The organism is Halorubrum sp. Ea1 (genome assembly GCF_002252965.1).
Lineage (GTDB): Archaea > Halobacteriota > Halobacteria > Halobacteriales > Haloferacaceae > Halorubrum.
The window spans coordinates 1-21103 of the sequence record NZ_NHPG01000037.1 but is presented as its reverse complement, the minus strand read 5'-3'; the positions used below and the strand labels follow the sequence as shown (position 1 = coordinate 21103).

Genomic DNA, 21103 nt, shown 5'->3' with positions numbered 1-21103 from the left:
GGATTTTCCACCGGAAACGAGGGGGTTAGATGCGCACGATCGCGGATCATATCGGACGGCAAAACGGCGCGATGAGGAAAGCGTTAACCTCGCGCCGCCGGTGGATACGGACATGAAGGTACTCGTGACCGACCCCATCGCGGACGCGGGGTTGGACCGACTCCGAGACGCCGGCCACGAGGTCGAAACGGACTACGACGTCGAGGGGGAAGCCCTCCTCGACGCCGTGAGCGACGCCAACGCGCTCATCGTCCGCTCGGGAACCGAAGTCACCGAGACCGTCTTCGAGGCCGCCCCCGAGCTCGTCATCGTCGGTCGCGCCGGGATCGGGGTCGACAACATCGACATCGAGGCCGCCACGGACCACGGGGTTATCGTCGCCAACGCGCCCGACGGGAACGTCCGGGCCGCGGCCGAGCACACCGTCGCGATGACGTTCGCCGTCGCGCGCTCGATCCCGCAGGCGCACGGCCGCCTCCTCGGCGGCGAGTGGGCCAAAGGCGAGTTCCTCGGCACCGAGGTGAACAACAAGACGCTCACCATCGTCGGGCTCGGTCGCGTCGGCCAAGAGGTCGCCAAGCGGCTCGACTCGCTTGGGATGGACCTGGTCGTCTACGACCCGTACATCTCCGAGGAGCGCGCCGACCGGCTGGGCGCCGAGCTCGTCAAGGACCTCCACGAGGCGCTCGCGCGCGGCGACTTCGCGACGGTTCACACCCCGCTCCTCCCCGAGACCGAGGGGATGATCGGCGAGGACGAGCTGGCCCAGCTCGAGGGCGGCTACCTCATCAACTGCGCCCGCGGCGGGATCGTCGACGAGGACGCGCTCGCCGAGGCGGTCGACGACGGCGTCCTCGCGGGCGCCGCGCTCGACTCATTCGCCGAGGAGCCGCTGTCGCAGGACTCGCCGCTGCTCGACGTCGAGGAGATCGTCGTCACGCCGCACCTCGGCGCCTCGACCGAGGCGGCCCAGGAGAACGTCGCCGTCGACACCGCGGAGGCCGTCCTCGCGGCGTTCGACGACGAGCCGGTACTCACCGCGCTCAACGCGCCCTCCGTCGACGAGACGGCCTTCCCGCGGATCAAGCCGTACATCGACGTCGCCGAGACCGCCGGCAAGGTCGCCGCCCAACTGCTCGACGGTCGCATCACGAGCGTTGAGGCGACCTACGAGGGCGACATCGCCGAGGAGGACGTCGAGCTCGTCACCGCGAGCGCGCTGAAGGGCGTGTTCGAGCCGCTGGAGTGGCAGGTGAACGCGGTGAACGCGCCGCGCCTCGCCGAGGAGCGCGGCATCGACGTGACCGAGTCGAAGACCCGCCAGACGGAGGACTTCCAGAGCCTCGTGCGCGTCACCGTCTACAACGGGGACGACTCCATCGCGGTCGAGGGCACCCTGTTCGCCGGCGATGACCCGCGGATCGTCCGGATCGACGGCTTCCGCGTCGACGCGGTCCCGTACGGCCACATGCTGGTCGCGCGCAACACTGACGAGCCCGGCGTCATCGGCCTCATCGGCACCGTCCTCGGCGACCACGACGTCAACATCGCCGGGATGTACAACGCCCGCGAGACGCTGGGCGGCGAGGCGCTCACCGTCTACAACCTCGACCACGACGTTCCCGGACCCGTGATCGAGACGCTGCTCGACGACGACCGGATCGTCGAAGTCACCGAGATCACGCTGGACGACGCCGACGAGCGACAGGCCGAGTGACGGCCCGGTAGCGGCTCGGTAGGGCGGCGCCGTCGCAGTTACCGAAGAGTCGCGCGGCGCGACCGCGACCCCCGAGAAGTCACGCCGCGCAACGAGCGCGCGAAGCGGATCCGGACCGCTGTTCGCCGACTGCAGACGGCTGAAGTACCGAATTCCGGCCTCGCGATGGGTCAATGTGTCCCCGAGCGTACCAGTCGCGATACCAAAACTACCGAATCAGCGACAAGCTTATTCCAATCAGTTGGTGACAGGAGGGCAGTGACAGAGTCGTATCAATCGCTCAATGAACACCTCACCGAATCGTCGTCGATCCTCCTCCTCGCTCCGTCAGACGACTCTCCGGACAATCGCGCCTGTGTCGATCTGTTGACTCGGGAGCCACCCGACGAGACCAACGTACTGAGCGTGACGCTCTCGGCGTCCCCCTCCGACCGGCTCTCGATCTGGCGGCGCGAGTCGGGCGAGGAGTTCCCGGCCCGGACGACGATCTTCGACGGGAGGCGGGGGGAGACTGAGGGCGAGTCGGGGGCGGCGTCCGAATCGGAGTCGATGTCCGTACGGCGCTTTCCCGAACACGCGGACCTACACGATATCGGTATCGCTATCGCCGAGCAGATCGGCGCCTGGCGGGACACCGACGAGGCGACGGTCATGTGTTTCCACTCGCTGACAACGTTGTTCGCCGCCTACGACGCCGATCGGGTGGTCAGTCTGATCACCTCGCTTAACGACCTCTGTGATACACGCGACGTGATCGCCCACCACCACGTCGACCCGAGAGAGCTCGACGCCGAGACGGTGACGACCCTTCGCCCGCTGTACGACGCGGTGCTCGAGTACACGCCGGAAGTCGGCTGGATCCCGACGGAGCGCGAGGAAGCGGCTCCCGCGCCGTCGTTCGATTCGACGACGCCGCCGCCGGGCGGGCGAGCGAAGACGGATCCCGACCGCCCCGAGACGGTGCCGATGCGGCACTCCTTCGACACCCTCTTAGACCTGCTGTCGTCCCCGCGCCGGCGGACGCTGCTGTACTACCTGAAGAACCGGTCGGAAGACCAGATCCCGCTCGACGAGCTCGTCGAGGACGTCCGCGACATCGAGCGGGCGCTGCCGGTCCGGGACTCGGCTCCGCGAGAGAAGGTCCGGACCGAGCTCCGACACACCCACCTGCCGAAGCTACGAGAGGTCGGGATCGTCCGGTACGACGCCGGCTCCCAGACGGTCCACTACACGGAGAATCAAGGGCTCGAGTCCTATCTCGACTACGTCGAGACGGTCGAGTTGGGCTGATCGGCGGCCGCGACGCGGCCCGTTCCGCGGCCGATCGTCACCGTGGGGGAGCGCGGCGGTTCAGGCGTGCAGGTGATCGAGCACCGCGTCCACGTCGTTCGGGACGGGCTCGGGGTCGCCGCCGGCCTCGTACGCGGCCTCGGGGTCCTTCAGGAGGTGCCCGGTCGTCAGGCAGACCACGCGCTCGTCGTCGTCGACGACGCCGGAGCGCCGGAGCTTCTTCAGCCCGGCGAGGCTCGCCGCGGAGGCGGGCTCGACCCCGACGCCCTCGGCGGCGAGGTGGCGCTGCGCGGCGGTGATCTCGTTGTCGCTCACCGCGACGGCGGTGCCGCCGGTGTTGCGGATCCCCGGGATCGCCTTCGGCGCGTTGACCGGGTTGCCGATGCGGATGGCGGTCGCGCGCGTCTCGACCTCCTCCCACCGGCGGATCTCGTCGTTCCCCTCCTCGATCGCCTCGACCATCGGCGCGGCGCCCTCGGCCTGCACGCCGGTGAGCTTCGGGACCTCGTCGACGTCGAGCGCGCCGGCCTGAACGAGCTCGCGGAATCCCTTGTACAGCGCGGAGGTGTTTCCCGCGTTGCCGACGGGGAGGACGATCCGGTCCGGGAACGACCCGTAATCGGCGTAGAACTCCTCTAAGATCTCGAAGCCGATCGTCTTCTGGCCCTCCAGGCGGAACGGGTTCAGGGAGTTGAGCAGGTACGCCTCGCCGCGCGCGGCCAGCTCCTGCACGATGTCGAGACAGGCGTCGAAGTTGCCGTCGACCTCCAGGATGCGGGCGCCGTGGAGGCTCGCCTGCGCGACCTTCCCCGCGGCGACCTTCCCAGCTGGGAGGAGCACGAGCGTCTGCATGTCGCCGCGCCCGCCGTAGGCGGCGAGCGCGGCCGAAGTGTTGCCGGTGGAGGCGCACGCGAGCGCGCCGACGCCGAGCTCCTTCGCGACGCGGACGCCGACGGTCATCCCGCGGTCCTTGAACGAGCCGGTGGGGTTCATCCCCTCGTGTTTGATCCGGAGCGCGTCGACCCCCACCGCCTCCTCGATCCGCGGGACGCGGTGGAGCGGGGTGCCGCCCTCGGGAAGCGTGACGCCCAGGTCGAAGGGGAGCGCCTCGCGGTAGCGCCAGACGCCGCGGTCGGGGCCGTCGGTCGACGCGCCCGAGCCGAACTCGTCGAACGTCGGCGGGTCGGCGTAGCGGACCTCCAGCAGGCCGTCGCACTCGTCGCAAGTGTACCGGACGTCCTCGAAGGGGGCGAACGTCTCGTCGCACTCGATGCAGGCGAGCCACGTCCCGTCGGCGGCGCAGTCGGGCGCCGCCGGGGTCGGGGCGTCGATGGCGAGATCCATTACGTCGTGGTGCGTGCCGCCGCGGCTTAAGACGGGCGGTCGGGACGGACGTTGCCGTCCGCTCTCTCCGAGGCGAACCGGTTCGGCGACGGCCCGTTCCCGTCGCGCGGCCCCACGGCGACGGCCCGCTCGCGGGCGGTCGCGCGGCTCAGTCGACGATGATCTCGGAGCTCTCGTCCGACTCGTCGGGACCGGACCCGAGCCGGTCCTGATAGCGCTGGATCCAGTCGGCGAAGCAGTCGGGGCAGAGCCGCTGCGTGTCGATGTTCGCCCGGTCGACGCTCAGCCGGACGGTCCGCGCGAGCGCGTCGGTCGTCGGCTCGCCGCAGGCGTCGCACGGCTCGGTCGTCGGCGCGTCGCTCATACCGATCGGTCGCGGGGACGGCTCTTAAAAGTACGTCGGCGGCGCCTGAGCGGACGGCCGCGAGGGCGCCGGCCGTCGTCGCTCGGGTCAGACCGTCCGGAACGCGCGGTCGCCCGCGTCGCCGAGCCCGGGGACGATGAACCCGTCGTCGTCGAGGTAGTCGTCGATGGCGACGGTCAGCAGCTTCGCCTCGGGCACCTGCTCGCTCACGCGGACGAGCCCGTCCGGCGCGGAGACCGCCGAGAGGACGAACAGGTCCTCGAACTCGTCGGCGTCCCCGAGGACGTGATCGAGCACCGCGCACATCGTCGAGCCGGTCGCGAGCATCGGGTCGGCGACGATAACGGTGTCGTCGGGACCGATCTCGGGCAGCTTCACGTAGTCGATGGTGATCGGGAACTCCCCGTCCGTCATCCCCGCCTCCTCGTCGCGGCCGGCGGAGATGACGCCCTGTTTCGCGCGGGGGAACGCCTTCAGGAGCCCCTCGACGAACGGGGTCGCGGCCCGGAGGACGTTGATGATCACCACGTCGTCGAGCCCCTTCACGCGCTCGCCGGTGGTCTCTTGTAGCGGCGTCGTCACCGGGACGTACTCCGTCGCCATCGCCCCGTCGATGATCTCGTAGCCGCAGATGCGGCCGAGCTTCACGAGCCCCTTCCGGAACGCGACCTGCTCCGTCTCGGCGTCTCGGAGCCGCGAGAGGGTGTCCTTCGCCAGCGCGTGCGTGATGAGGTACGCGTCGTCGCGGTCTTCGATCGTCATTGTCGGGAGAGGGGTCGCGTTCGGCTTAAAACGTGGCGACCCGCCGCGAGCGCGCCGTCCGGGGCCGCCGGCGCCTCGGACTCACCGCATCACCACGAGGTACGTCGCGGCGAAGATGACCAGCGCGAGAAGCCCGACGTTCGCCGCGGTGAGCGTCGCCATCCCGGCCCTGTCGAGTCCCCAGAGGACGGTCCACGCGAACCCACCGGACAGGACCGCGTTCAACAGGAGGATCAGCCGCGGGTCGCCCTCCGACTCCTCTATCCCCTCGCGGATTCCCTTCTCCTCCTCGCTCATGGCAAACATCCCGGGAGACCGGCACTTAGCTCTTTGTCCGTGGGACCCGTACGCATCCCATGGACACGGAGGTACACGTTCACAATCGCCACGGTGACCGGGTGGACCCCGTCCCGTTCCTCGTCACCGCCGGGCTCGCGTTCGCGTTCGCGCTCTCGTTCGGTCCGATCTACGGCCTCTCGTACGGCCTCACGCTGGCGACGTCGCTGGCGGCCTCGACGCTCGCGTTCGCGGTCGCCGCCGCGGCCGCGTACCACCAACTCGTCCGCTGCGCCCCGCCGCTCGACGCCGGCCCGCTCCCGCCCGGCCCGCGGGTCGAACGGCTCCTGTACGGCGGGGCCGCGTTCGGCGTCCTGCTCGTCGCGCTCACCGTCCCGCTGCTCTGATCCGCTCCGAGGCCGGCATCGAGGCCTCGTCGAAGAATACCGTCTCCGTCAAGAACGGCGGGACGAATACGGAACGCGCGTGCAGCGTGTCTCGTTGGTCGGTTCCGAAATCGTCTCTGCCCCGGAGCGTCTCATCGACATATAGAGGATAAATATTTATGAACATCTCCGGAACATGTCTATATGGGAGACGTTCTCGCTTCGAAGATTGTCGAGTCGGTCGCTGACGCGGAAGGCGTCGAGCCCGCCGAGCTGGATTTCACCTCTACGAATACGTGGAGCCCGATGCGATCGAGCTCTTGGCAGCAAACGAGGCGGCAACGTGGACGCTGACGTTCGAACTTCCGAAGCACGACGTAACCGTCACGAGCGACGGGCGGGTTCTCGTTGACGTGCTCGACGGGGACGCTCGAGAACCTGTTAGCACCGACGCGCCGGACCCGGAGACCCTGTGCAGCGAGGGTGACTGATTCACGGCCAGCCGGGTGGTAGTTCGTCGGCGTGATTCTCGATCAGTTCGAGAAGTGGCTCGATTTCGTCGAAGCGAGGGCCTTTCGATATCTCGCCGGTATTCCGGTCCCAGTCGATGTATCCCGCATCTTCCAACCGCGGCAGATGGTCGTGCGTGAGCCGAACTTCGGACGCGTCCGACTCGCTGGATCCCCGAAGCATCACGTCGTCCGTCGTCTCGATAGCTTCCCGTTTCAACAGCAGAAGGATCACGCGTCGACGGCGCTTGGACACGATATCGAGCAGTTGGTCTACCCGCGGACGCAAGAGGACGTTCTCGGATCCGGCCGTGTCTGACATACCACAACATATGTCGGGAATACGTATAGTCTCTCGTGAGACATCAGTAAGACAGCATGAACGTCATCTCCGAGACGGGGGCGGACTGTGGCCCTCTGCGGCGTCAGACAGGACAGTCACCAGCTCGCTTGCACCCTCTCCCGGTCGTCTCTGCCGTCGTTCGCGACGTGGCGGCCGAGGTGGGTCCCCGAACCGGACCGCCCGATAGCTGACGTAGTCGATTTTTCGATCATCGCATCCACCCAAATGAGCGACACTGTCCGGCGAGTCGACGGCGTCGCAGCGATACTCTTCTCACGGCTCTCGGCGATCGACCTCGCGAGCCTCAGCGAGTCCCGTTTGGCGAACGTCGCGACGTCCGACGCGACGCTCCGGGTCACGACCACCCGACCTATCCGTGGCGACCCGAATCGGGTCCGACGGCTCTCGGAGAACCTGTATCGGGTCGCCGTCGGACACGCAGGCGAGGAGGTGTCCGATCGGCGTCTCGGCTGTGCGTCCGATTCGCACAGCACCGGGAGAGTAAGATGGGAGAACTCGTACAAACGAATATGGGGATTTTTACCACGGTGACGGAGATGCTGGAGGGATCGACGCAGCGCGCGCCAGAGACCGCCGGCGACGACGGCTCCAAGGGCTCGTTCTGGTGCGACGACTGCGGCGTGCGGGTCCGGGACGTCGAGGTCGACGCGGAGGGGCTCGACCGCGACGCCGACGGCACCCCGGCGTGTCCCGACTGCGGCGACTCGATGCGGTTCGAGCGCGCGAGCGGGAGCGGCTGCGCCTGCTGAGTTCGCCGATGTCGACCCGGCGTCTCGACCCCGTCTCAGGGCTCCCGGAGCGCTAGCTCCTCGCCCTGTTCCGTCGGGAACGGGTCGTCCCCGCCGAGTTCGCCCTCCCCCTCCTCGGCGGCCGCCCACTCCTCGTCGGTGACGAGCGCGTCGTCGAGGCGCTCGCGGATCGCCGCCTCGTCGATGCCCGTGCCGATGACGACGTACTCCGTCAGGCGGTCGCCGTGCTCGTCGTCCCAGTCCAGTTCGGGCCGGTTCGAGCGCAGCATGTCGCGCTCGACGGCCGGGAGGCTCGCGATCCACGGGCCGAGCGCCGTGACCCGCACCGACGCGCCGGCCTGACCGACCTGCTGGCGCTGGTCCGTGCCCGCGACCCACAGCGTCCCCTTCGAGCGGACGACGTCTGGAGGGAGACCGCGGAGGACGGCGGCGATCCGGTCGGGGTGGAACGGTCGCCGGCGGCGATAGGTGAACGAAGTGACGCCGTACACCTCGTCCGGGTGGCGGTGGCCCCCCTCGCGGCCCTCGGCGTCGTGACCGGCGTGGTCGTGACCGCCGTGGTCGTCGTGCCCGTCGCCCTCCGCCAGCGCTCGCTTCCACCCGGGCAGGTCGCCGAGTTCGCCCGCGTCGAACAGCCCGACGTCGAGGATCCGGTCGGGGTCGACCGCGGAGAACTCCGCGACGACCGTCTCCGCGCCCGGCTGCAGCGCGCCCACGAGCTCGATCGCCTCGTCCATCTCCGCGTCCGTACAGAGGTCGGCCTTGTTACACACGACGAGGTTCGACACCTCGACCTGCTCGACGAGGAGGTCCGAGAGCGGTCTGTCCGCCTCGTCGTCGTCCGCCGCGACGCGCCGCTCGGGCACGTCGTCGCCGGCGAAGGCGTCGAGGAACCGCCGCGTGTCGATCACGGTCACCAGCGCGTCGACCCGGTAGCGGGCGGCCGCGCGCGACTCGGTCGTGAACAGGCGCGCGACCGGCGCGGGCTCGGAGATACCCGACGACTCGACGACCAGGTTGTCGAAGGAGCGCTCGTTCGCGAGCCGCACGACGGCGGTCTCCAGGTCGTCTTGGAGCTCGCAGCAGATGCAGCCGTTCGACAGCTCCGTGACGCCCTCCACGTCGACTTCGGACTCCTCGGCGATCAGCTCGGCGTCGACGTTGACGTCGCCCATGTCGTTGACCAGCACCGCGATGTCGCGCTCGCCGGCGTTCCGCAACAGGTGGTTCAACAGCGTCGTCTTCCCCGCTCCGAGGCTCCCCGAGAGCACGGTCACCGGGATCCGGTCGTCGTCCATGGGCGTCGGTCGGCGTGCGTCCCCTTCAACGTCGCGGCGGCGGAACCGGGGGCGCTCGCCGGGGCGGGAGGACGCCCCGCGCTCGCCGAAAGCCGATACGTTGATACGTCGCGCCCGCACACCGCCGACCATGTTCCAGTACGTGTCGGCGGCGGGGATCGCGGCGATCGCGGTGACCGTCCTGATGGTCGCCGCGGTGCTGTACCTCGTCTGGGGCGCGCTCGGTGGGGAAGCGCACTCGCCGTCTCCGGACGTGGACGAACAGCCGGAGCTCGACGACGGCGAGGAGGCGGCAGAGTCCGACGAGCCGCAGGCCGAACTGACCGCCGACGGCAACTCGGCCTGATCGGCCGCCGTCGACGAGCGATCGACCGCGACCCGCTCCCGATCGGCCGGCGCGTGACCGCGACAGCTTTTAACATACCCCGACCGTCACGACCGATAATGACAGTCGCAGACCGGATCGAGACCTTCCGAGCCGCGCTCGAGGAGTGGCTCCGCGGCCTCTACCACGGGATGGTCACCCACGCGGCCTACGAGAAGATCGAGAAGGAGGCCGAGGACACGGAAGACGAGTTCATGCTCGCGTGCTTCCCGGACGCGTTCGGCATCCCCTCGCCGGTCTCGTACTACACCGCCGAGCTGCTCCCGTACCTCGAAGACGAGTTCGAGGCGTGGGAGCGCCGGCTGTGGGACCGCGAGAGCCTGATGGAACGGAAGGGCCAGCAGTACCACTTCTGATGGAGCAGTTCGTCTTCTTCGGCGGCAAGGGCGGCGTCGGTAAGACCACCGTCTCCTGCGCGTACGCGTACCGCTGTGCGAACGCGGAGCTGCGGACGCTCGTCGTCTCGACCGACCCCGCGCACTCGGTGTCCGACGTGTTCGGCCAGCGGTTCAGCGACGACCCCGAGCCGGTCGACGGCGTCGACGGGCTCGACGCGATGGAGATCGACCCCGAAGACGAGATGCAGCGACACCTCCAGGAGATCCGCGAGGGGCTCTCCGAGCAGGTGTCGGCGGCGATGGTCTCCGAGATCAACCGCCAGCTGGAGATGTCACACGGGACGCCGGGGGCGTACGAGGCCGCCCTCTTCGACGCGTTCGTGGGCGTGATGCGCGAGGAGAGCGAGCCGTACGACCGCGTCGTCTTCGACACCGCGCCGACCGGGTCGACGCTGCGGCTGCTCGGGCTCCCGGAGTTCCTCGGCGACTGGATCGACCGCCTGCTGTACAAGCGCAAGCAGTCGATCGACCTGTTCGAGAAGGCCGCGATCGGCGACGCCGAGCCGCGGCGCCTGATGGACGGCGACCCGGTCTTAGAGCGGCTCCAGCGCCGCAAGGAGTTCTTCGAGTTCGCGGGCGACACGATGCGGAACGACGCCGCCTTCTTCCTCGTGTTGAACCCCGACCAGCTGTCGGTCAACGAGACGGACCGTGCCATCGAGGGGTTCACCGAGCGTGACCTGCGCGTCCGCGGCCTCGTCGCGAACAAGCTCACCCCGTCGCCGGACGAGGACGAGGAGGGGCGCGGAGCCACCTACCTGCGCGACAAAGTCGCGACCGAGCGCGAGCGGCTCAATCAGGTCCGCGAGGAGTTCGACCCGCCGCTGGTCGCCGAGATCGAGTCGCGAACCAGCGAGGTCCGCGGCGACGTGCTCTCGGAGGTCGCGGCCGCGCTCGACGTCGAGACGGGGGATCCCGTGAGCGCGCGCGAGTAAGAACCGGTGTCGACGGCGTGGAATAAACTATAGATGAGGTGAAAGGAACCGGTTTGACCCGCCTGTGTTCCTGCTTTCTTCAATCGAATCGGGTAACTATCACGGTTGAAGCTAATACTTATTACGCTGTTTCCAAACCGCGCTCATGAGGCAGGGGAACTTATGACAAGTGTAATTTGGATCACGGTCGCTGTGCTGAGCACATTCACCATCGGATACATGGGGTATTCGCGGTACCTCTCCCAGTTCGTCGAACTCGACGCCGAAACGGAGACGCCGGCGCACAAATACGAGGACGGACAGGAGTATGTACCGTCGAAGAAGCCGGTGTTACTGGGGCATCACTTCTCGAGCATCGCCGGCGGCGCGCCGATCGTCGGCCCGATCACGGCCGGCGCCGTGTGGGGATGGGTCCCCGCGCTGCTGTGGATCGCCGTCGGCAACCCGCTGATGGGGTCGGTCCACGACTTCGTCGCGCTGTCGAGTTCGCTGCGACACGAGGGGAAGTCGATCGGCTACATCATCGGCCAGTACGTGGGCGAGCGCGGGAAGGACATGCTACTGTGGTTCGCGTTCCTGACGATCATCCTCGTCGTGGCGGTGTTCGCCCTGGTGGTGGCCATCGTCTTCGACGCGTTCCCGCAGGTGACGACCGCGAGCTTCGTGTACATCGCGCTCGCGCTGGTGTTCGGGGTCTACCTGTACCAGCTGAACGGCCCGTTCGTGCCGGGGACCGTCCTGTTCGTCGCCGCCGTCTTCGGCGGCGTCTGGCTCGGCATCGAGTTCCCGTTCGCGCTGTTCCCGGCGGTCGGCGACGCGTCGTACCCCGCCGGAACGCTCGTTCTCGCGGACGCGCTCGGACTCGGGAGCGGGCAGTGGATCCCCGGGTCGTCGGCCGTCGCGATGAACCCGAACCGGGCGGCGTGGGTCCCGGTCATCATGCTGTACGCCGGGATCGCGAGCGCGCTCCCGGTGTGGACGCTGCTCCAGCCGCGTGACTACCTCTCGTCGTTCCTCCTGTACACCGGCGTCGGAGGGGCGCTGCTGGCGATCATCGTCGGCACGCTGCTCGGCACGTCCGCGCAGCCGCTCGTCATCGCCGACTCGATGGGCGCGTTCAACGGCTTCTGGGGCGTCGAGGGAGCCGGCCTCGCGCCGCTGTTCCCGCTCCTGTTCATCACCATCGCCTGCGGGACGATCAGCGGATTCCACTCGCTGGTCTCCTCTGGGACGACGGCCAAACAACTCGACAAGGAGACCGACGCTCGGCTGATCGGTTACGGCGGCATGCTCGGTGAGGGACTGCTCGCCGCGGTCGCGCTGTCGACGCTCGCGGTCGCCGGGTTCGCCGACCCCGCGGGCGGGATCGGCGCGGCGCTGCCGAACTTCGCGACCGGCGGCGGCATCATCCTCACCAGCTTCGGGCTGCCCCAGTCGTTCGGGGCGCCGTTCATGGCGCTGGTGCTCGTGAGCTTCCTGCTCACGTCGACCGACACCGCCGTCCGCCTCGGCCGCTACATGATGGAGGAAATCGTCGGGGTCCCCACCGGGGACACCGCGTCCGGCTTCGAGAACCTCACCGACGGCCCGTGGGCGGCCCTCGGGAGCCTCGCTCGCGGCCGCTACACCAATCCGCTGGTCCAGGCCGTCCCGGCGTACCTGATGGTCATCTCCGGCGAGTGGCTGACGCTGTGGGCGCTGTTCGGCGGCGCGAACCAGCTTCTCGCGGCGCTCGCGCTGTTGACCGCCACCGTCTGGCTGGCCAACTGGGACGACTCCAAACAGCTCGTCTCGACGGGCGTCCCGATGGCGATCATGACGACGATCACCGTCATGGGGCTCGCCTGGCTGGCGTTCTACAGCAACCTGTACCAGAACCTCATCCAGGGCGGAGCCGAGGGCTTCAGCTCCATCGCGTCGTCGGTCGTCCAGATGGTGCTGGCGCTGGTCCTCATCTACCTCGCCCTCTCACTGGTGAAGATCGGCTACGAGAACATCCAGTCGGCCCGCGGCGGGACCTCCGGCGCCGCCGTCGAACCGAGCGACGACTGAGCCGTCTCCCGCGGCTTCGAAGTCCGATTCTTTTTATTCCACATCCGGCCAGCGGCGCGTCTTCCCGCACCGACTCAGGCGTCGCGCGTGACCTCGCCGAACGGCGGGTCGCTCTCGACGCCGGCGGGCGCGACCGCGATCGCCGTGACGGCGTCGCCGTCGGCCCGGACCCGAGCGCGCTCCAGGTCGACGTCCGCGTCGTCGGCGGTCGCGGTCGCCGTCTCGCTCTCCGCCTCGGTCCCGAGGACCGTCCGCGTCGAGGCGCTCCGCCAGTCGGAGACCGACGAGACGCTCGCGCCGGTCGCCAGCTCCACCGCCCGCGCGGCCGACACCGCGGCGACCGGGTCTCGGACGACTTCGGGTTGCTCGATCACCGCCACGGCCGGCGCGGTGACGACCCCGAAGCGTCGGCCGTCTTCGGCGGCGTACCCCCGGCGGAACACCGTGGCGATCACCTCGCGGGTGTTCGATATCTGGACGTCGCCGGACAGATCGACCGTGATCGAGACGGTCACCGTCGTCTCCGTCGAGAGGGTCTCCTCGTATCCCCGCTCGGAGACCGCGGCGTCCGGGAGCGACGCCGGCCGGCCGGCGCTCGCCTCGATCGGCTCCTGTTCCTCGGGCAGCAGCGCGCACCCGGCGGTCGTCGCCGCGGCGCCGGTCACCGCGGTGAGGAACGCGCGCCGAGGGCGCGCGGTGCGACTCGGGCGCATCGCGGTCACCGCCAGAATCGCTTCGCGAAGCGGGAGAGGAACCCCTCGTCCGGCTCCTCGACGGGTTCCCACAGACGGAACGCGCCGGTGACGTCCGCGGCCTCGCTGTCGACGATCCGCTCTTCGTCCGGCGCGACCACGATCAGGTTCACCTCGTAGTGCCCGTAGTAGCCGAACTTCAGCAGGGTGCGGTCCCGGAAGTCGGCGACGAACGCGGCGACCTCGTCGGGGATCCGATCGGCGACGAGGACGAAGGTGACGTCGGTGCCGTAATGCTCCTCGTTCGGCGTGATCCGCTCGTCGGCGACGCGGTGGCCGACCTCGACGAGCCGCTCCAGTTCCCCGACCGTCGGGCTCGTCACCCGGCGCGCGAACAGGTGCTCCATGATGTCGTGGTCCCCGTAGCTCAGCGCCGGGTGGAAGAACTGCTTCTGGTTGCGCATCCGCATCTCCCCCGCGAACTCGAAGCGCTCGCCGTGGACGACCACGTCCCGATCGAGGTCGTAGCTGTACATCAGTCGGTCTGAGACGCGGTCGAGGTACTCGTCGTCGTAGTCCGGGACCTCCTCGCGGATCTCGGCCGGCAGCTCCTCGGAGTCGCGGCGGTCGCCGCCGTCGGCGGCGTCACTCATCGGCGGGATCGTACGCGACCGCGTCGCCGTCGGCGGGCGGCGCGCCGATCGCGAGCACGGTCACGGGGCCGTCGGCGTCGGCCGGGTTGTACGCGCGCTGCGGGCTCTCCGGGTCGACGACGAACAGGTCGTCCGCGGGCACCTCGTAGATCCGCTCCGGGGTCTCGACCGAGAGCGTCCCGTCGAGGACGTAGAACGCCTCCTGTTGGGTCTCGTGGTAGTGGTACGCGAGCGGGAGCTGTTCGCCCGGCTCGGCTCGGAAGCGGTTGATCGCCGCGGCGTCGAGCCCGCCCGGCTCGGAGAGCTTCCGGCACTCGCAGGGGCGGTCTGGCTTCGGCTCCACGGTCTCCGTGTCGACGACGCGGTATCCCATGTGATCTCATTCCACGGACCGATTGAAAAGCTCGTCGGGCCGGCGTCGGTCGGTTCGAGAGTCCGACCGTGCGGCGTGAAAACGCGACAGCGGCGCCGACAACGGGTTTTAACACCGTCGAACACGATCATGCAGTAGATAGTACCATGTCCGACGAGGAGATCAACGCAGAAGCGTGCGGCCGGTGCTCGATGTCGACCGTCGTGGGCGCGGTGAACGGCGACAAGGACCCGGAGGACCGCGTCGAGCACGACCCGTTCGCCGGCGAGCGAATCGAGGTCGACGAGTCCTCGATCCGCCGGGTGTCGCCCGCGGGGGTCCTCAGCGACCTCAAAGACCGCGTCGACGCGCTCGGCCGTCGGTTCTCGTACGGCAAATAGGCCGAGAGAGCGCCGACCGCGGAGCCGTAGCTGACCTGCGCGGGCTCGCGTCAGGTCGGAGAGACTTATACGCGTTCGTTTCGTAGGGGGGTCCACGCGATGGAAGAGAGCATCTCCGGCTTCAAGATGCGCGGGGACTGGGGCGACGTGGTCGAACACGGCGAGCGAATCGCATTGGCGCTCCGCGAGACGGGCGCCGACGGCGACGCGTTCTACGAGTTCGACGACTGGCGCCCGAAGTCCCACGAGCGCATCGACGAGGACGTGTCGGCGAAGACCGCCGAGCAGGCGTCCGTCGCCGAGGGCGAGGGCGAACAGGCCGGCCAGACGCCGGGTGAAGACCTCCAGACGGCCGGCGAGAAGCTCACCGAGTCCTACGAGAAGGTCGAGGAGAACGACACCGAGAGCGCGATGGAGAGCTGGGGCGAATCGATCGGCCACGTCGCCCGCGCGGCCGACTCGGCGAGCCGCAAGGCGCTCCGGAAGGTGGAGGACACGGTGTACCGGAAAGTGATGACGCAGATGGCACCGTACTACTTCGACAACGAGCTCGTCAGCGCCAACATCCAGGAGGTCGGCCGCGGCGAGGACGGCGAGACGTTCGAGTTCGAGGTGAACGTCAACGACGACGAGCTGAAGGCCGAAGTGAGCGAGATCCTCGACGAGTACGAGTCCGAGATCGACCGCTGGCACGTCGAGACGGAAAAGCGCACGGACGACGTCGCCGCCGCCGAGGGCGTCGAGCCCCCGGAGACGGAGGGCGGTCCGGACTCGACGATGACGTGACTCGCGAGCGCGGCACGGACGGTTTTAATTCGACGACGCGCGAAGAGCGCGTATGAGCGAGGTACTCCGGATCGAGGCCGGCGAGCTGTCGGCCGACGAGATCATCGACGCCCTCAACGACGGCCGTCGGATCCTCGTCGATGTCGAGGTCGCCGGCGGGCGCCACGAGGTCGTGCTCCGGTACGACGGGGAGACGTATCACTGCGACACGCCGACCAACCTTCACCGCCACGCGGAGGAGGACGAGATGCGCGGCTGTATCGACCGGATGGGGTACGCCAGCGCCGACGCCGGCGTCGACGGCGACTGAGTCGGGCGCCGACCCTCGGCCGCGGTCCGCCGATGACGACTTTTAACCCGACCGCAGCCGAACGACGCCCATGAGCGACCCCGAGATCGAGGACCTCGTCGGCGACGTCTCCCCCTCGTTCGAGCACGTGCTCTCCTGCGTGTTCGGCATTCGAGACCACGAGAGCCGCACGTACCTGACCCTGCTCGATCACCCGGGGAGCACCGTCGCCGAGCTCGCCGAGGCCCTCGACCGGGACCGGTCGAACGTGAACCGTTCGCTGTCGACGCTGCGGGACAAGGGGCTCGTCGAGCGCCGCCGCCGGCTGCTCGACTCCGGCGGCTACGTCTACCAGTACACCGCGGTCCCGGTCCCGGAGGCGAAAGAGCGGCTGCACGAGGCGCTCGACGAGTGGGTCGAGGGCGTCCACGCGGCGATCGAGTCGTTCGATCCCGACGGCTCGTCGTGAGGCGCTACGCTTCGCCGGCCTCGCCGCCCGTCTCGTCGGCCTCGTCTCCGTCGCCCTCCGCCTCGCCGTTGTCCGCCGCGCTCAGCCCCTCCTCGTCGGGACGATCGAGCGCCCGCGGCGCGTCGTGGTGCTCGGAGTAGCCGTCGAACCAGCGAGCGATCCGCTCGATGCGGTCGACGACGTGCCCGGGTTCCCCGGAGCGGGAGAGCTCGTGTCCCTCGCGCGGGTACCGCACGAACCGCGTGTCGACGCCGTTCTTCCGGAGGATCCGGTGGTAGAGCTCCGCCGTGCAGATCGGCGTCCGCGTGTCGTCCTCGCTGTGGATCAACAGCGTGGGCGTGTCGACCGCGTCGGCGTGGCCCGTCGGCGACTGCTCCCACAGCCAGCCGGGCTCCTCGGACGGGACCGTGTCGAAGTCGCCCTCGAGCAGCTTGTACGCGCCGTCGGTCGAGCCGTAGAAGCCGGTGAGGTCGTACACGCCGCGCTGGGAGACGGCCGCGCGGAAGTAGTCGGTCTGCCCCACCGTCCACGCGGTCATGAACCCGCCGAAGGAGCCGCCGGTGACGAAGGCGTTCGTCTCGTCGACGGACGGGCGCTCCGCGACCGTCTCCACGCCGGCCATCACGTCGGAGAGGGTCGCGTCGCCCCAGTCGCGCTCGATCGCCTGCATGAACGCCTCGCCGTAGCCGGTCGACCCGCGCGGGTTCGACCAGAAGACGACGTAGCCGCGGGCCGCGAGCGTCTGGAACTCGTGCCACATCGTCCCCGCGGTCGACCACATCGCGTGGGGGCCGCCGTGGATCTCGACCGCGAGGGGGTACTCCTCGTCCGTCTCGCCGTCCGCCCCGTCGACCGCCTCGCCGTCCGAGTCGAACTCCGGCGGCGTCATCACCCACCCCTGGATCTCCGTCCCCTCCGACTCGAACCGTATCTCCTCGGGCTCGCCGATCGCGCGATCGGCGAGGTAGTCGGCGTTCAGCTCCGTGAGCCGCGTCGTCTCGCCGCCCCACGCGTCGTGCGCGAAGACGTCGCCCGGGTGGTCCCACTCGCTGGCGGCGACCGCGACGGTCACCTCGCCGGGGCCGGCGCCGTCGTCGCCGCCGACGGTCGCGCCGGAGACGGTCCCCGGCCGGAGGAGGCGCTCGGGGGCCGCGCTCCCGTCGGCCGGGACGTGCCACAGCGCCGTCTTCCCCTCGTCGGGGGTCGCGAAGTACAGCGTCGCGTCGTCGGGACCCCACTGCGGCGCGGCCTCGTAGCCGAGCCCGCGGTCGATCCCGTCCGTGAGCTCGGTCACGTCGCCCGTCTCGCGGTCGACGACGCGGAGGTCGACCGGCTGCATCGACACCTGCTCCGGCTCGGCGTGGGTGAAGGCCACTCGCCCGTCCGCGGTCGCCGCGATCGCGGCGCCCCAGCCGGTGGTCGTGTGGACGCGCTCGGTGTCGCCCGTCTCGAAGTCGTGCGCGCGGATCGCGATCTCCGCGGAGTCGTCCGGGTCGTCGCCGACCTCCTCGGCGAAGTAGAGCGTGTCGGCGTCCCCCCAGTCGGGCGCGGCGAAGTCGGCGTCGCGGTCGGTCACCCGCTCGACGCCCTCGGCGGGGTCCGCCGCGGTCGCGCCGTCGACGTCCGCGTCCGCGTCGACGACGTACACGCCCGACCGCCGCCCGTCGAAGAAGCGCTGTCCGGAGCGGTAGACGGTGCGGTCGATCACGCGCGGGTCGGGGTGGTCGTCCGGCTCGTACTCCTCCGGCACCGACAGGTCCCGGCCTTCCTCGCGGTCCTCGGCGGTCACCGACTGGACGAAGGCGATCCGGTCCCCGTCCGGCGACCACGCGATCTCCGAGACGCCGCCGACGACGTCGGTGACCCGGCGGGCCTCGCCGCCGTCGACCGGGAGGACCCACAGCTGCTGGGTGTCGTCGTCCGCCCCCCGCGTCGACGTGAACGCGATCCGGTCGCCGGACGGGCTCCAGCGCGGCTCCGCGTCGGAGCCCTCGGCCAGGGTGAGCCTGCGGGGGTCGCCGCCCGCGACGTCGACGAGGAACACCGTCGACTCGACGGTCTCGTCGTCGGTCGGCTGGCGTCGCAGGAAGGCGACCCGGTCCCCGTCGGGCGAGATCCGCGGGTCGGCGGGCGTGGCGATGTCGTGATAATCGGCCGCGGTGACGCGCTCCATGGAGGCGGGTCGGCCGCCGCGGTCAAAAGGCGTCGGGAGCCGGAAAAGGGGTCGGCCGGGACGTCGCGGACGCCCCGCCTCGGGCGGCCCGCTACGCGTCGCCGTTGTCGAGCGCGAGCGTCACGCCGTCGTCGTCGACGGTCGCGCCCGCGGCGCACACCGGGTGCTCGAAGTCGGCGCCGAGGACCTCGCTCGCGGCCGCGCCCGCGTCCGGACGCTCGTCGTTCGCCGCCGCGAGGGCGTACGGCTCCGGGCTGTCGGTCTCGTAGGTGGCGACGATCGTCGGCTCGTCGACGGCCTCGACGAGCAGCGCGTCGCGGCGGACGACGCCGACCGTCGCCGTCTCGCTCCCGACGACGCCGGCGATCCGCGGCGTGTCGTAGTCGTCCTTCTCGAAGTCGAGCGCGAGCAGCGGCGTCGCCAGCGCGTCGCGCGCCGGGTACCCCAGTTCGAGCTTCTCCGCGATCGGGTCGACGTGCGAGCCGTTCCCGACGACCGCGAGCGGCTCGTCGGTCGGGGTCCGGACCGCCCGCGCGCAGTTGTACGAGACGTACGGATTGTCGGTCTCGGAGGCGTCCGGCGTCGGTCCGACCGTGAGGGTCCCGCCGCGGTCGAGCACGCGCCGGTTCGGGAACGAGCGCGAGGAGACGCGGTAGGCGCCGATTCCGGGGGCGACGACGACGAATCGTCCGACGTACATACAGCTTCGTGGCCATTCGGACGAGTAAAACGCATCGATATGCGCACGTTCTTCGATCAGATTCCGGTCGCGGAGGAGGCACCCGGCTCTCCCACCGCCTGTGAACGCGTGACAGAGGGCCGGCGACGCGCAACGCTTACAAACACGCACAGGCTATCGATGGTTGCGCACAGTCCATTGGGGTAGTGGCCAATCCTGTTGCCTTCTGGGGGCAACGACCCTGGTTCGAATCCAGGATGGACTATTCTCGCGGTTCGCCCGTCCTCGATCCAAACGCGGCGTCCCCCTCCGCTTCGTCTGCGGGGGTCCGTTTCGCGTGGATCGCCTCGTTCCGCTCGACCGCTCGCTTCGTCTGGACTCGAACACTTCCTACGTACCGCGGTTTCCAGTGGAAGCGAAGGGGTATGGGAATCGGTCACCCGCGTTCCCGGTCACTTCTCGACGTCGAGCAGCGCCACCCGTTCGCGGACGACGTCGGCCAGGTCGCCGGCGGTCGCCGCGAGTTCGCTGTCGGAGACGCCGTAAAACTCCGTCACTCGTTCCCGATCGAACTCGGCGGCGGCGGGGGGAGCCGTCAGCCGCTCGACCGCTCGCTCGGCCGCGTCGAGGTCCGCGGCGGGTCGGTCCGCGCCGTCGACGCCGCCGAAGTCGGCGACCAGCACGACCGCGCGCTGTTCGCCCTCGGAGACGCCCAGCGCCAGCGCGCGGTCGATCTGTCGACGGCCGGCCGCGTACAGCATGATCTCGACGCCCGGGTCGCGAGCGACGGCCTCGCCGCGGGCGATCGCACGGGCGGCGAGGCGGACCGCGGCGCGGAGGTGAGCGTCGGAGACGACGAGGTCGGCGTCGAACGCCTGCACGACCGCGCCGGTCTCGTCGGCGATTCCGTCGAGGCGCGCGAGGAAGGCGTCGAGGCCGTCGATGGCGACCGTTCCGCGGACGAGGCGGTGCGGCGGGGTCGACGGGTCGGGGCGGCCGTCGTCGGACCCGGTATCAGGGGTCGTTTCCGTCCCGTCGCTCACTCGAAATCACCCAGGCTCGCCTGCCCGTCGCCGTCCCCGTCGCTCGCGGAGCCCGCGGTCGCCGCCGCCGAGGCCGACTTGTCCGGGCGCACGTCGTCCATCGACGGGTCCTCGCGCCCCGCGTGTTCGAGGATGCGCTCGGCGGTGCGCTCGCGGCCGCGGAGCGCGCCGAGCACGACCGCCTTGTCGGCCTCGCGGAGGTCGGCGCGCGTCTCGACGCCGGCCTCGTACAGCCGGCGGGCGCGCTTCCGGCCGACGTTCCGGACCCCAGCTAAGTCGAGCAGCTCCTCGCGGACGCCGTACTCGATCCGCTTGCGGGCCTCGCGGACCGCGACGACGACATCGCCGTCGACGTCCTCTACGTCGCGCGCGAGGGTCTCGGCCGCGCGCAGCAGCCACTCGGCGGTGTCGACCTTCCCGCGGATGTCTCCCGGGCCGACGCCGTACCGCTCCGTGATGCGGTCCTCGTCGACCTCGTTCGCCCAGTCCTCGAGGAGCCGGGCCGTCTTCAGCGACGCGAGCCAGTCCTCGAAGCGCACGTCCTCGTACTCGGAGGGCACGTCGCCGAGGAACTCGCCCTCGCGCTCGTAGCAGAGCTCGGTGTACGTCTCTCTGTCCCCCGACTTCAGGTAGAGCTCGTACATGTCGGGCGTGCGGCTGACGAGGTGGTAGAGGCCGAGCGGGGTGACCTGGGGAGCGGCGGGGTCGGCGTCGCCGTCGGCCGAGTCGCCCGCGGC

At 69.7% G+C, this 21103-nt stretch carries 27 protein-coding genes and 1 tRNA gene; 14 read left to right on the top strand and 14 right to left on the bottom strand.

Annotated features, from left to right (window positions below; genetic code table 11):
• Positions 1–112 precede the first annotated feature (112 nt).
• Together serA and DJ73_RS05320 are read left to right on the top strand one after the other, a co-directional pair.
• Positions 113–1717: a phosphoglycerate dehydrogenase gene (gene serA, locus DJ73_RS05325; protein ID WP_094557456.1), complete on the top strand. Its 1605-nt coding sequence runs from the start codon at positions 113–115 to the stop codon at positions 1715–1717.
• A 258-nt stretch (positions 1718–1975) separates the two neighbouring features.
• Positions 1976–3007, top strand: coding sequence for a hypothetical protein (locus DJ73_RS05320; protein WP_094557455.1), 1032 nt, complete (start codon positions 1976–1978; stop codon positions 3005–3007).
• A 60-nt stretch (positions 3008–3067) separates the two neighbouring features.
• Here the strand turns inward: DJ73_RS05320 and thrC are convergent, their stop codons facing one another.
• The 4 genes from thrC to DJ73_RS05300 all read right to left on the bottom strand — a co-directional run bounded on the left by thrC (position 3068) and on the right by DJ73_RS05300 (position 5774).
• Positions 3068–4351, bottom strand: coding sequence for a threonine synthase (gene thrC, locus DJ73_RS05315; protein ID WP_094527559.1), 1284 nt, complete (start codon positions 4349–4351; stop codon positions 3068–3070).
• A gap of 148 nt (positions 4352–4499) precedes the next feature.
• Positions 4500–4715 carry a hypothetical protein gene (locus DJ73_RS05310; RefSeq protein WP_094527560.1) on the bottom strand — a complete coding sequence of 72 codons (216 nt, stop codon included), beginning with the start codon at positions 4713–4715 and terminating at the stop codon, positions 4500–4502.
• An 87-nt stretch (positions 4716–4802) separates the two neighbouring features.
• Complete coding sequence (gene upp, locus DJ73_RS05305; RefSeq protein WP_094557454.1) at positions 4803–5477, bottom strand: uracil phosphoribosyltransferase; 675 nt, start codon at positions 5475–5477, stop codon at positions 4803–4805.
• A gap of 81 nt (positions 5478–5558) precedes the next feature.
• The gene (locus DJ73_RS05300; RefSeq protein WP_094527562.1) at positions 5559–5774 is read right to left on the bottom strand and encodes a hypothetical protein; all 216 of its coding nucleotides are present in this window, start codon (positions 5772–5774) and stop codon (positions 5559–5561) included.
• Between the two features lie 59 nt (positions 5775–5833).
• Between DJ73_RS05300 and DJ73_RS05295 the strand changes: the two genes are divergently transcribed.
• Positions 5834–6160: a hypothetical protein gene (locus tag DJ73_RS05295; protein WP_094527563.1), complete on the top strand. Its 327-nt coding sequence runs from the start codon at positions 5834–5836 to the stop codon at positions 6158–6160.
• Between the two features lie 299 nt (positions 6161–6459).
• On the top strand, positions 6460–6630 hold the full coding sequence (locus DJ73_RS20170) for a hypothetical protein (RefSeq protein WP_176451078.1): 171 nt from the start codon (positions 6460–6462) through the stop codon (positions 6628–6630).
• Between the two features lies 1 nt (position 6631).
• Here DJ73_RS20170 and DJ73_RS05280 read toward each other — a convergent pair whose 3' ends face one another.
• Both DJ73_RS05280 and DJ73_RS05275 read right to left on the bottom strand, forming a co-directional pair.
• Positions 6632–6970, bottom strand: a complete 339-nt coding sequence (locus tag DJ73_RS05280) for a hypothetical protein (RefSeq protein WP_094522878.1) — start codon at positions 6968–6970, stop codon at positions 6632–6634.
• A gap of 116 nt (positions 6971–7086) precedes the next feature.
• Entirely contained in the window at positions 7087–7350 is a 264-nt protein-coding gene (locus DJ73_RS05275) for a hypothetical protein (protein ID WP_094557451.1), read from the bottom strand.
• A 171-nt stretch (positions 7351–7521) separates the two neighbouring features.
• On the opposite strand from DJ73_RS05275, the gene DJ73_RS05270 reads away from it, so the two are divergent.
• Positions 7522–7761 (top strand): hypothetical protein, encoded by a 240-nt coding sequence (locus DJ73_RS05270; RefSeq protein WP_094557450.1) that lies wholly within the window; start codon positions 7522–7524, stop codon positions 7759–7761.
• 35 nt (positions 7762–7796) lie between these two features.
• Here the strand turns inward: DJ73_RS05270 and DJ73_RS05265 are convergent, their stop codons facing one another.
• On the bottom strand, positions 7797–9059 hold the full coding sequence (locus tag DJ73_RS05265; RefSeq protein ID WP_094557449.1) for a GTP-binding protein: 1263 nt from the start codon (positions 9057–9059) through the stop codon (positions 7797–7799).
• Positions 9060–9189: 130 nt separating this feature from the next.
• On the opposite strand from DJ73_RS05265, the gene DJ73_RS05260 reads away from it, so the two are divergent.
• The 4 genes from DJ73_RS05260 to DJ73_RS05245 all read left to right on the top strand — a co-directional run bounded on the left by DJ73_RS05260 (position 9190) and on the right by DJ73_RS05245 (position 12829).
• Positions 9190–9405 carry a hypothetical protein gene (locus DJ73_RS05260; protein ID WP_094557448.1) on the top strand — a complete coding sequence of 72 codons (216 nt, stop codon included), beginning with the start codon at positions 9190–9192 and terminating at the stop codon, positions 9403–9405.
• Between the two features lie 98 nt (positions 9406–9503).
• Entirely contained in the window at positions 9504–9800 is a 297-nt protein-coding gene (locus DJ73_RS05255) for a hypothetical protein (RefSeq protein WP_094523231.1), read from the top strand.
• Positions 9800–10777, top strand: coding sequence for a TRC40/GET3/ArsA family transport-energizing ATPase (locus DJ73_RS05250; protein WP_094557447.1), 978 nt, complete (start codon positions 9800–9802; stop codon positions 10775–10777). Before DJ73_RS05255 ends, DJ73_RS05250 begins: the two co-directional genes overlap by 1 nt.
• A gap of 162 nt (positions 10778–10939) precedes the next feature.
• Positions 10940–12829 (top strand): carbon starvation protein A, encoded by a 1890-nt coding sequence (locus DJ73_RS05245; RefSeq protein ID WP_094523235.1) that lies wholly within the window; start codon positions 10940–10942, stop codon positions 12827–12829.
• Positions 12830–12903: 74 nt separating this feature from the next.
• Here DJ73_RS05245 and DJ73_RS05240 read toward each other — a convergent pair whose 3' ends face one another.
• From DJ73_RS05240 to DJ73_RS05230, 3 genes are read right to left on the bottom strand one after another with little or no spacing between them, the layout of a single operon-like run.
• Entirely contained in the window at positions 12904–13542 is a 639-nt protein-coding gene (locus tag DJ73_RS05240) for a DUF6517 family protein (RefSeq protein WP_094557461.1), read from the bottom strand.
• 5 nt (positions 13543–13547) lie between these two features.
• Positions 13548–14174 (bottom strand): hypothetical protein, encoded by a 627-nt coding sequence (locus tag DJ73_RS05235; RefSeq protein WP_094527571.1) that lies wholly within the window; start codon positions 14172–14174, stop codon positions 13548–13550.
• On the bottom strand, positions 14167–14547 hold the full coding sequence (locus DJ73_RS05230) for a cupin domain-containing protein (RefSeq protein ID WP_094527572.1): 381 nt from the start codon (positions 14545–14547) through the stop codon (positions 14167–14169). The genes DJ73_RS05235 and DJ73_RS05230 overlap by 8 nt, the downstream gene beginning before the upstream one ends.
• Before the next feature lie 146 nt (positions 14548–14693).
• Between DJ73_RS05230 and DJ73_RS05225 the strand changes: the two genes are divergently transcribed.
• The 4 genes from DJ73_RS05225 to DJ73_RS05210 all read left to right on the top strand — a co-directional run bounded on the left by DJ73_RS05225 (position 14694) and on the right by DJ73_RS05210 (position 16471).
• The gene (locus DJ73_RS05225) at positions 14694–14927 is read left to right on the top strand and encodes a hypothetical protein (protein ID WP_094523243.1); all 234 of its coding nucleotides are present in this window, start codon (positions 14694–14696) and stop codon (positions 14925–14927) included.
• 99 nt (positions 14928–15026) lie between these two features.
• The gene (locus tag DJ73_RS05220; RefSeq protein WP_094523245.1) at positions 15027–15713 is read left to right on the top strand and encodes a DUF5828 family protein; all 687 of its coding nucleotides are present in this window, start codon (positions 15027–15029) and stop codon (positions 15711–15713) included.
• A gap of 52 nt (positions 15714–15765) precedes the next feature.
• Positions 15766–16023, top strand: coding sequence for a hypothetical protein (locus DJ73_RS05215; protein WP_094523247.1), 258 nt, complete (start codon positions 15766–15768; stop codon positions 16021–16023).
• Positions 16024–16093: 70 nt separating this feature from the next.
• A complete protein-coding gene (locus DJ73_RS05210; protein ID WP_094523249.1) occupies positions 16094–16471 on the top strand; it encodes a helix-turn-helix domain-containing protein in 378 nt (125 codons plus the stop codon).
• A 4-nt stretch (positions 16472–16475) separates the two neighbouring features.
• On the opposite strand, the gene DJ73_RS05205 is transcribed toward DJ73_RS05210, so the two are convergent.
• Positions 16476–18644, bottom strand: coding sequence for a S9 family peptidase (locus DJ73_RS05205; protein WP_094557446.1), 2169 nt, complete (start codon positions 18642–18644; stop codon positions 16476–16478).
• Between the two features lie 91 nt (positions 18645–18735).
• Positions 18736–19344 carry an IMP cyclohydrolase gene (locus DJ73_RS05200; RefSeq protein WP_094523252.1) on the bottom strand — a complete coding sequence of 203 codons (609 nt, stop codon included), beginning with the start codon at positions 19342–19344 and terminating at the stop codon, positions 18736–18738.
• 171 nt (positions 19345–19515) lie between these two features.
• Between DJ73_RS05200 and DJ73_RS05195 the strand changes: the two genes are divergently transcribed.
• Positions 19516–19588 (top strand) — tRNA-Gln (locus tag DJ73_RS05195).
• Between the two features lie 187 nt (positions 19589–19775).
• Here DJ73_RS05195 and cgi121 read toward each other — a convergent pair.
• Both cgi121 and DJ73_RS05185 read right to left on the bottom strand, forming a co-directional pair.
• Positions 19776–20366 (bottom strand): KEOPS complex subunit Cgi121, encoded by a 591-nt coding sequence (gene cgi121 / locus DJ73_RS05190; protein WP_094557445.1) that lies wholly within the window; start codon positions 20364–20366, stop codon positions 19776–19778.
• On the bottom strand, positions 20363–21103 hold a 741-nt coding region (locus DJ73_RS05185), incomplete at its 5' end, for a helix-hairpin-helix domain-containing protein (protein ID WP_254921593.1). The genes DJ73_RS05185 and cgi121, both read right to left, overlap by 4 nt.

Coding starts and splice junctions, on each gene's coding strand:
- serA (WP_094557456.1), top strand. CDS start 113: ATGAAGGTACTCGTGACCGACCCCATCGCGGACGCGGGGTTGGACCGA.
- thrC (WP_094527559.1), bottom strand. CDS start 4,351: ATGGATCTCGCCATCGACGCCCCGACCCCGGCGGCGCCCGACTGCGCC.
- DJ73_RS05310 (WP_094527560.1), bottom strand. CDS start 4,715: ATGAGCGACGCGCCGACGACCGAGCCGTGCGACGCCTGCGGCGAGCCG.
- upp (WP_094557454.1), bottom strand. CDS start 5,477: ATGACGATCGAAGACCGCGACGACGCGTACCTCATCACGCACGCGCTG.
- DJ73_RS05300 (WP_094527562.1), bottom strand. CDS start 5,774: ATGAGCGAGGAGGAGAAGGGAATCCGCGAGGGGATAGAGGAGTCGGAG.
- DJ73_RS05295 (WP_094527563.1), top strand. CDS start 5,834: ATGGACACGGAGGTACACGTTCACAATCGCCACGGTGACCGGGTGGAC.
- DJ73_RS05280 (WP_094522878.1), bottom strand. CDS start 6,970: ATGTCAGACACGGCCGGATCCGAGAACGTCCTCTTGCGTCCGCGGGTA.
- DJ73_RS05270 (WP_094557450.1), top strand. CDS start 7,522: ATGGGGATTTTTACCACGGTGACGGAGATGCTGGAGGGATCGACGCAG.
- DJ73_RS05265 (WP_094557449.1), bottom strand. CDS start 9,059: ATGGACGACGACCGGATCCCGGTGACCGTGCTCTCGGGGAGCCTCGGA.
- DJ73_RS05260 (WP_094557448.1), top strand. CDS start 9,190: ATGTTCCAGTACGTGTCGGCGGCGGGGATCGCGGCGATCGCGGTGACC.
- DJ73_RS05255 (WP_094523231.1), top strand. CDS start 9,504: ATGACAGTCGCAGACCGGATCGAGACCTTCCGAGCCGCGCTCGAGGAG.
- DJ73_RS05250 (WP_094557447.1), top strand. CDS start 9,800: ATGGAGCAGTTCGTCTTCTTCGGCGGCAAGGGCGGCGTCGGTAAGACC.
- DJ73_RS05245 (WP_094523235.1), top strand. CDS start 10,940: ATGACAAGTGTAATTTGGATCACGGTCGCTGTGCTGAGCACATTCACC.
- DJ73_RS05240 (WP_094557461.1), bottom strand. CDS start 13,542: ATGCGCCCGAGTCGCACCGCGCGCCCTCGGCGCGCGTTCCTCACCGCG.
- DJ73_RS05235 (WP_094527571.1), bottom strand. CDS start 14,174: ATGAGTGACGCCGCCGACGGCGGCGACCGCCGCGACTCCGAGGAGCTG.
- DJ73_RS05230 (WP_094527572.1), bottom strand. CDS start 14,547: ATGGGATACCGCGTCGTCGACACGGAGACCGTGGAGCCGAAGCCAGAC.
- DJ73_RS05225 (WP_094523243.1), top strand. CDS start 14,694: ATGTCCGACGAGGAGATCAACGCAGAAGCGTGCGGCCGGTGCTCGATG.
- DJ73_RS05220 (WP_094523245.1), top strand. CDS start 15,027: ATGGAAGAGAGCATCTCCGGCTTCAAGATGCGCGGGGACTGGGGCGAC.
- DJ73_RS05215 (WP_094523247.1), top strand. CDS start 15,766: ATGAGCGAGGTACTCCGGATCGAGGCCGGCGAGCTGTCGGCCGACGAG.
- DJ73_RS05210 (WP_094523249.1), top strand. CDS start 16,094: ATGAGCGACCCCGAGATCGAGGACCTCGTCGGCGACGTCTCCCCCTCG.
- DJ73_RS05205 (WP_094557446.1), bottom strand. CDS start 18,644: ATGGAGCGCGTCACCGCGGCCGATTATCACGACATCGCCACGCCCGCC.
- DJ73_RS05200 (WP_094523252.1), bottom strand. CDS start 19,344: ATGTACGTCGGACGATTCGTCGTCGTCGCCCCCGGAATCGGCGCCTAC.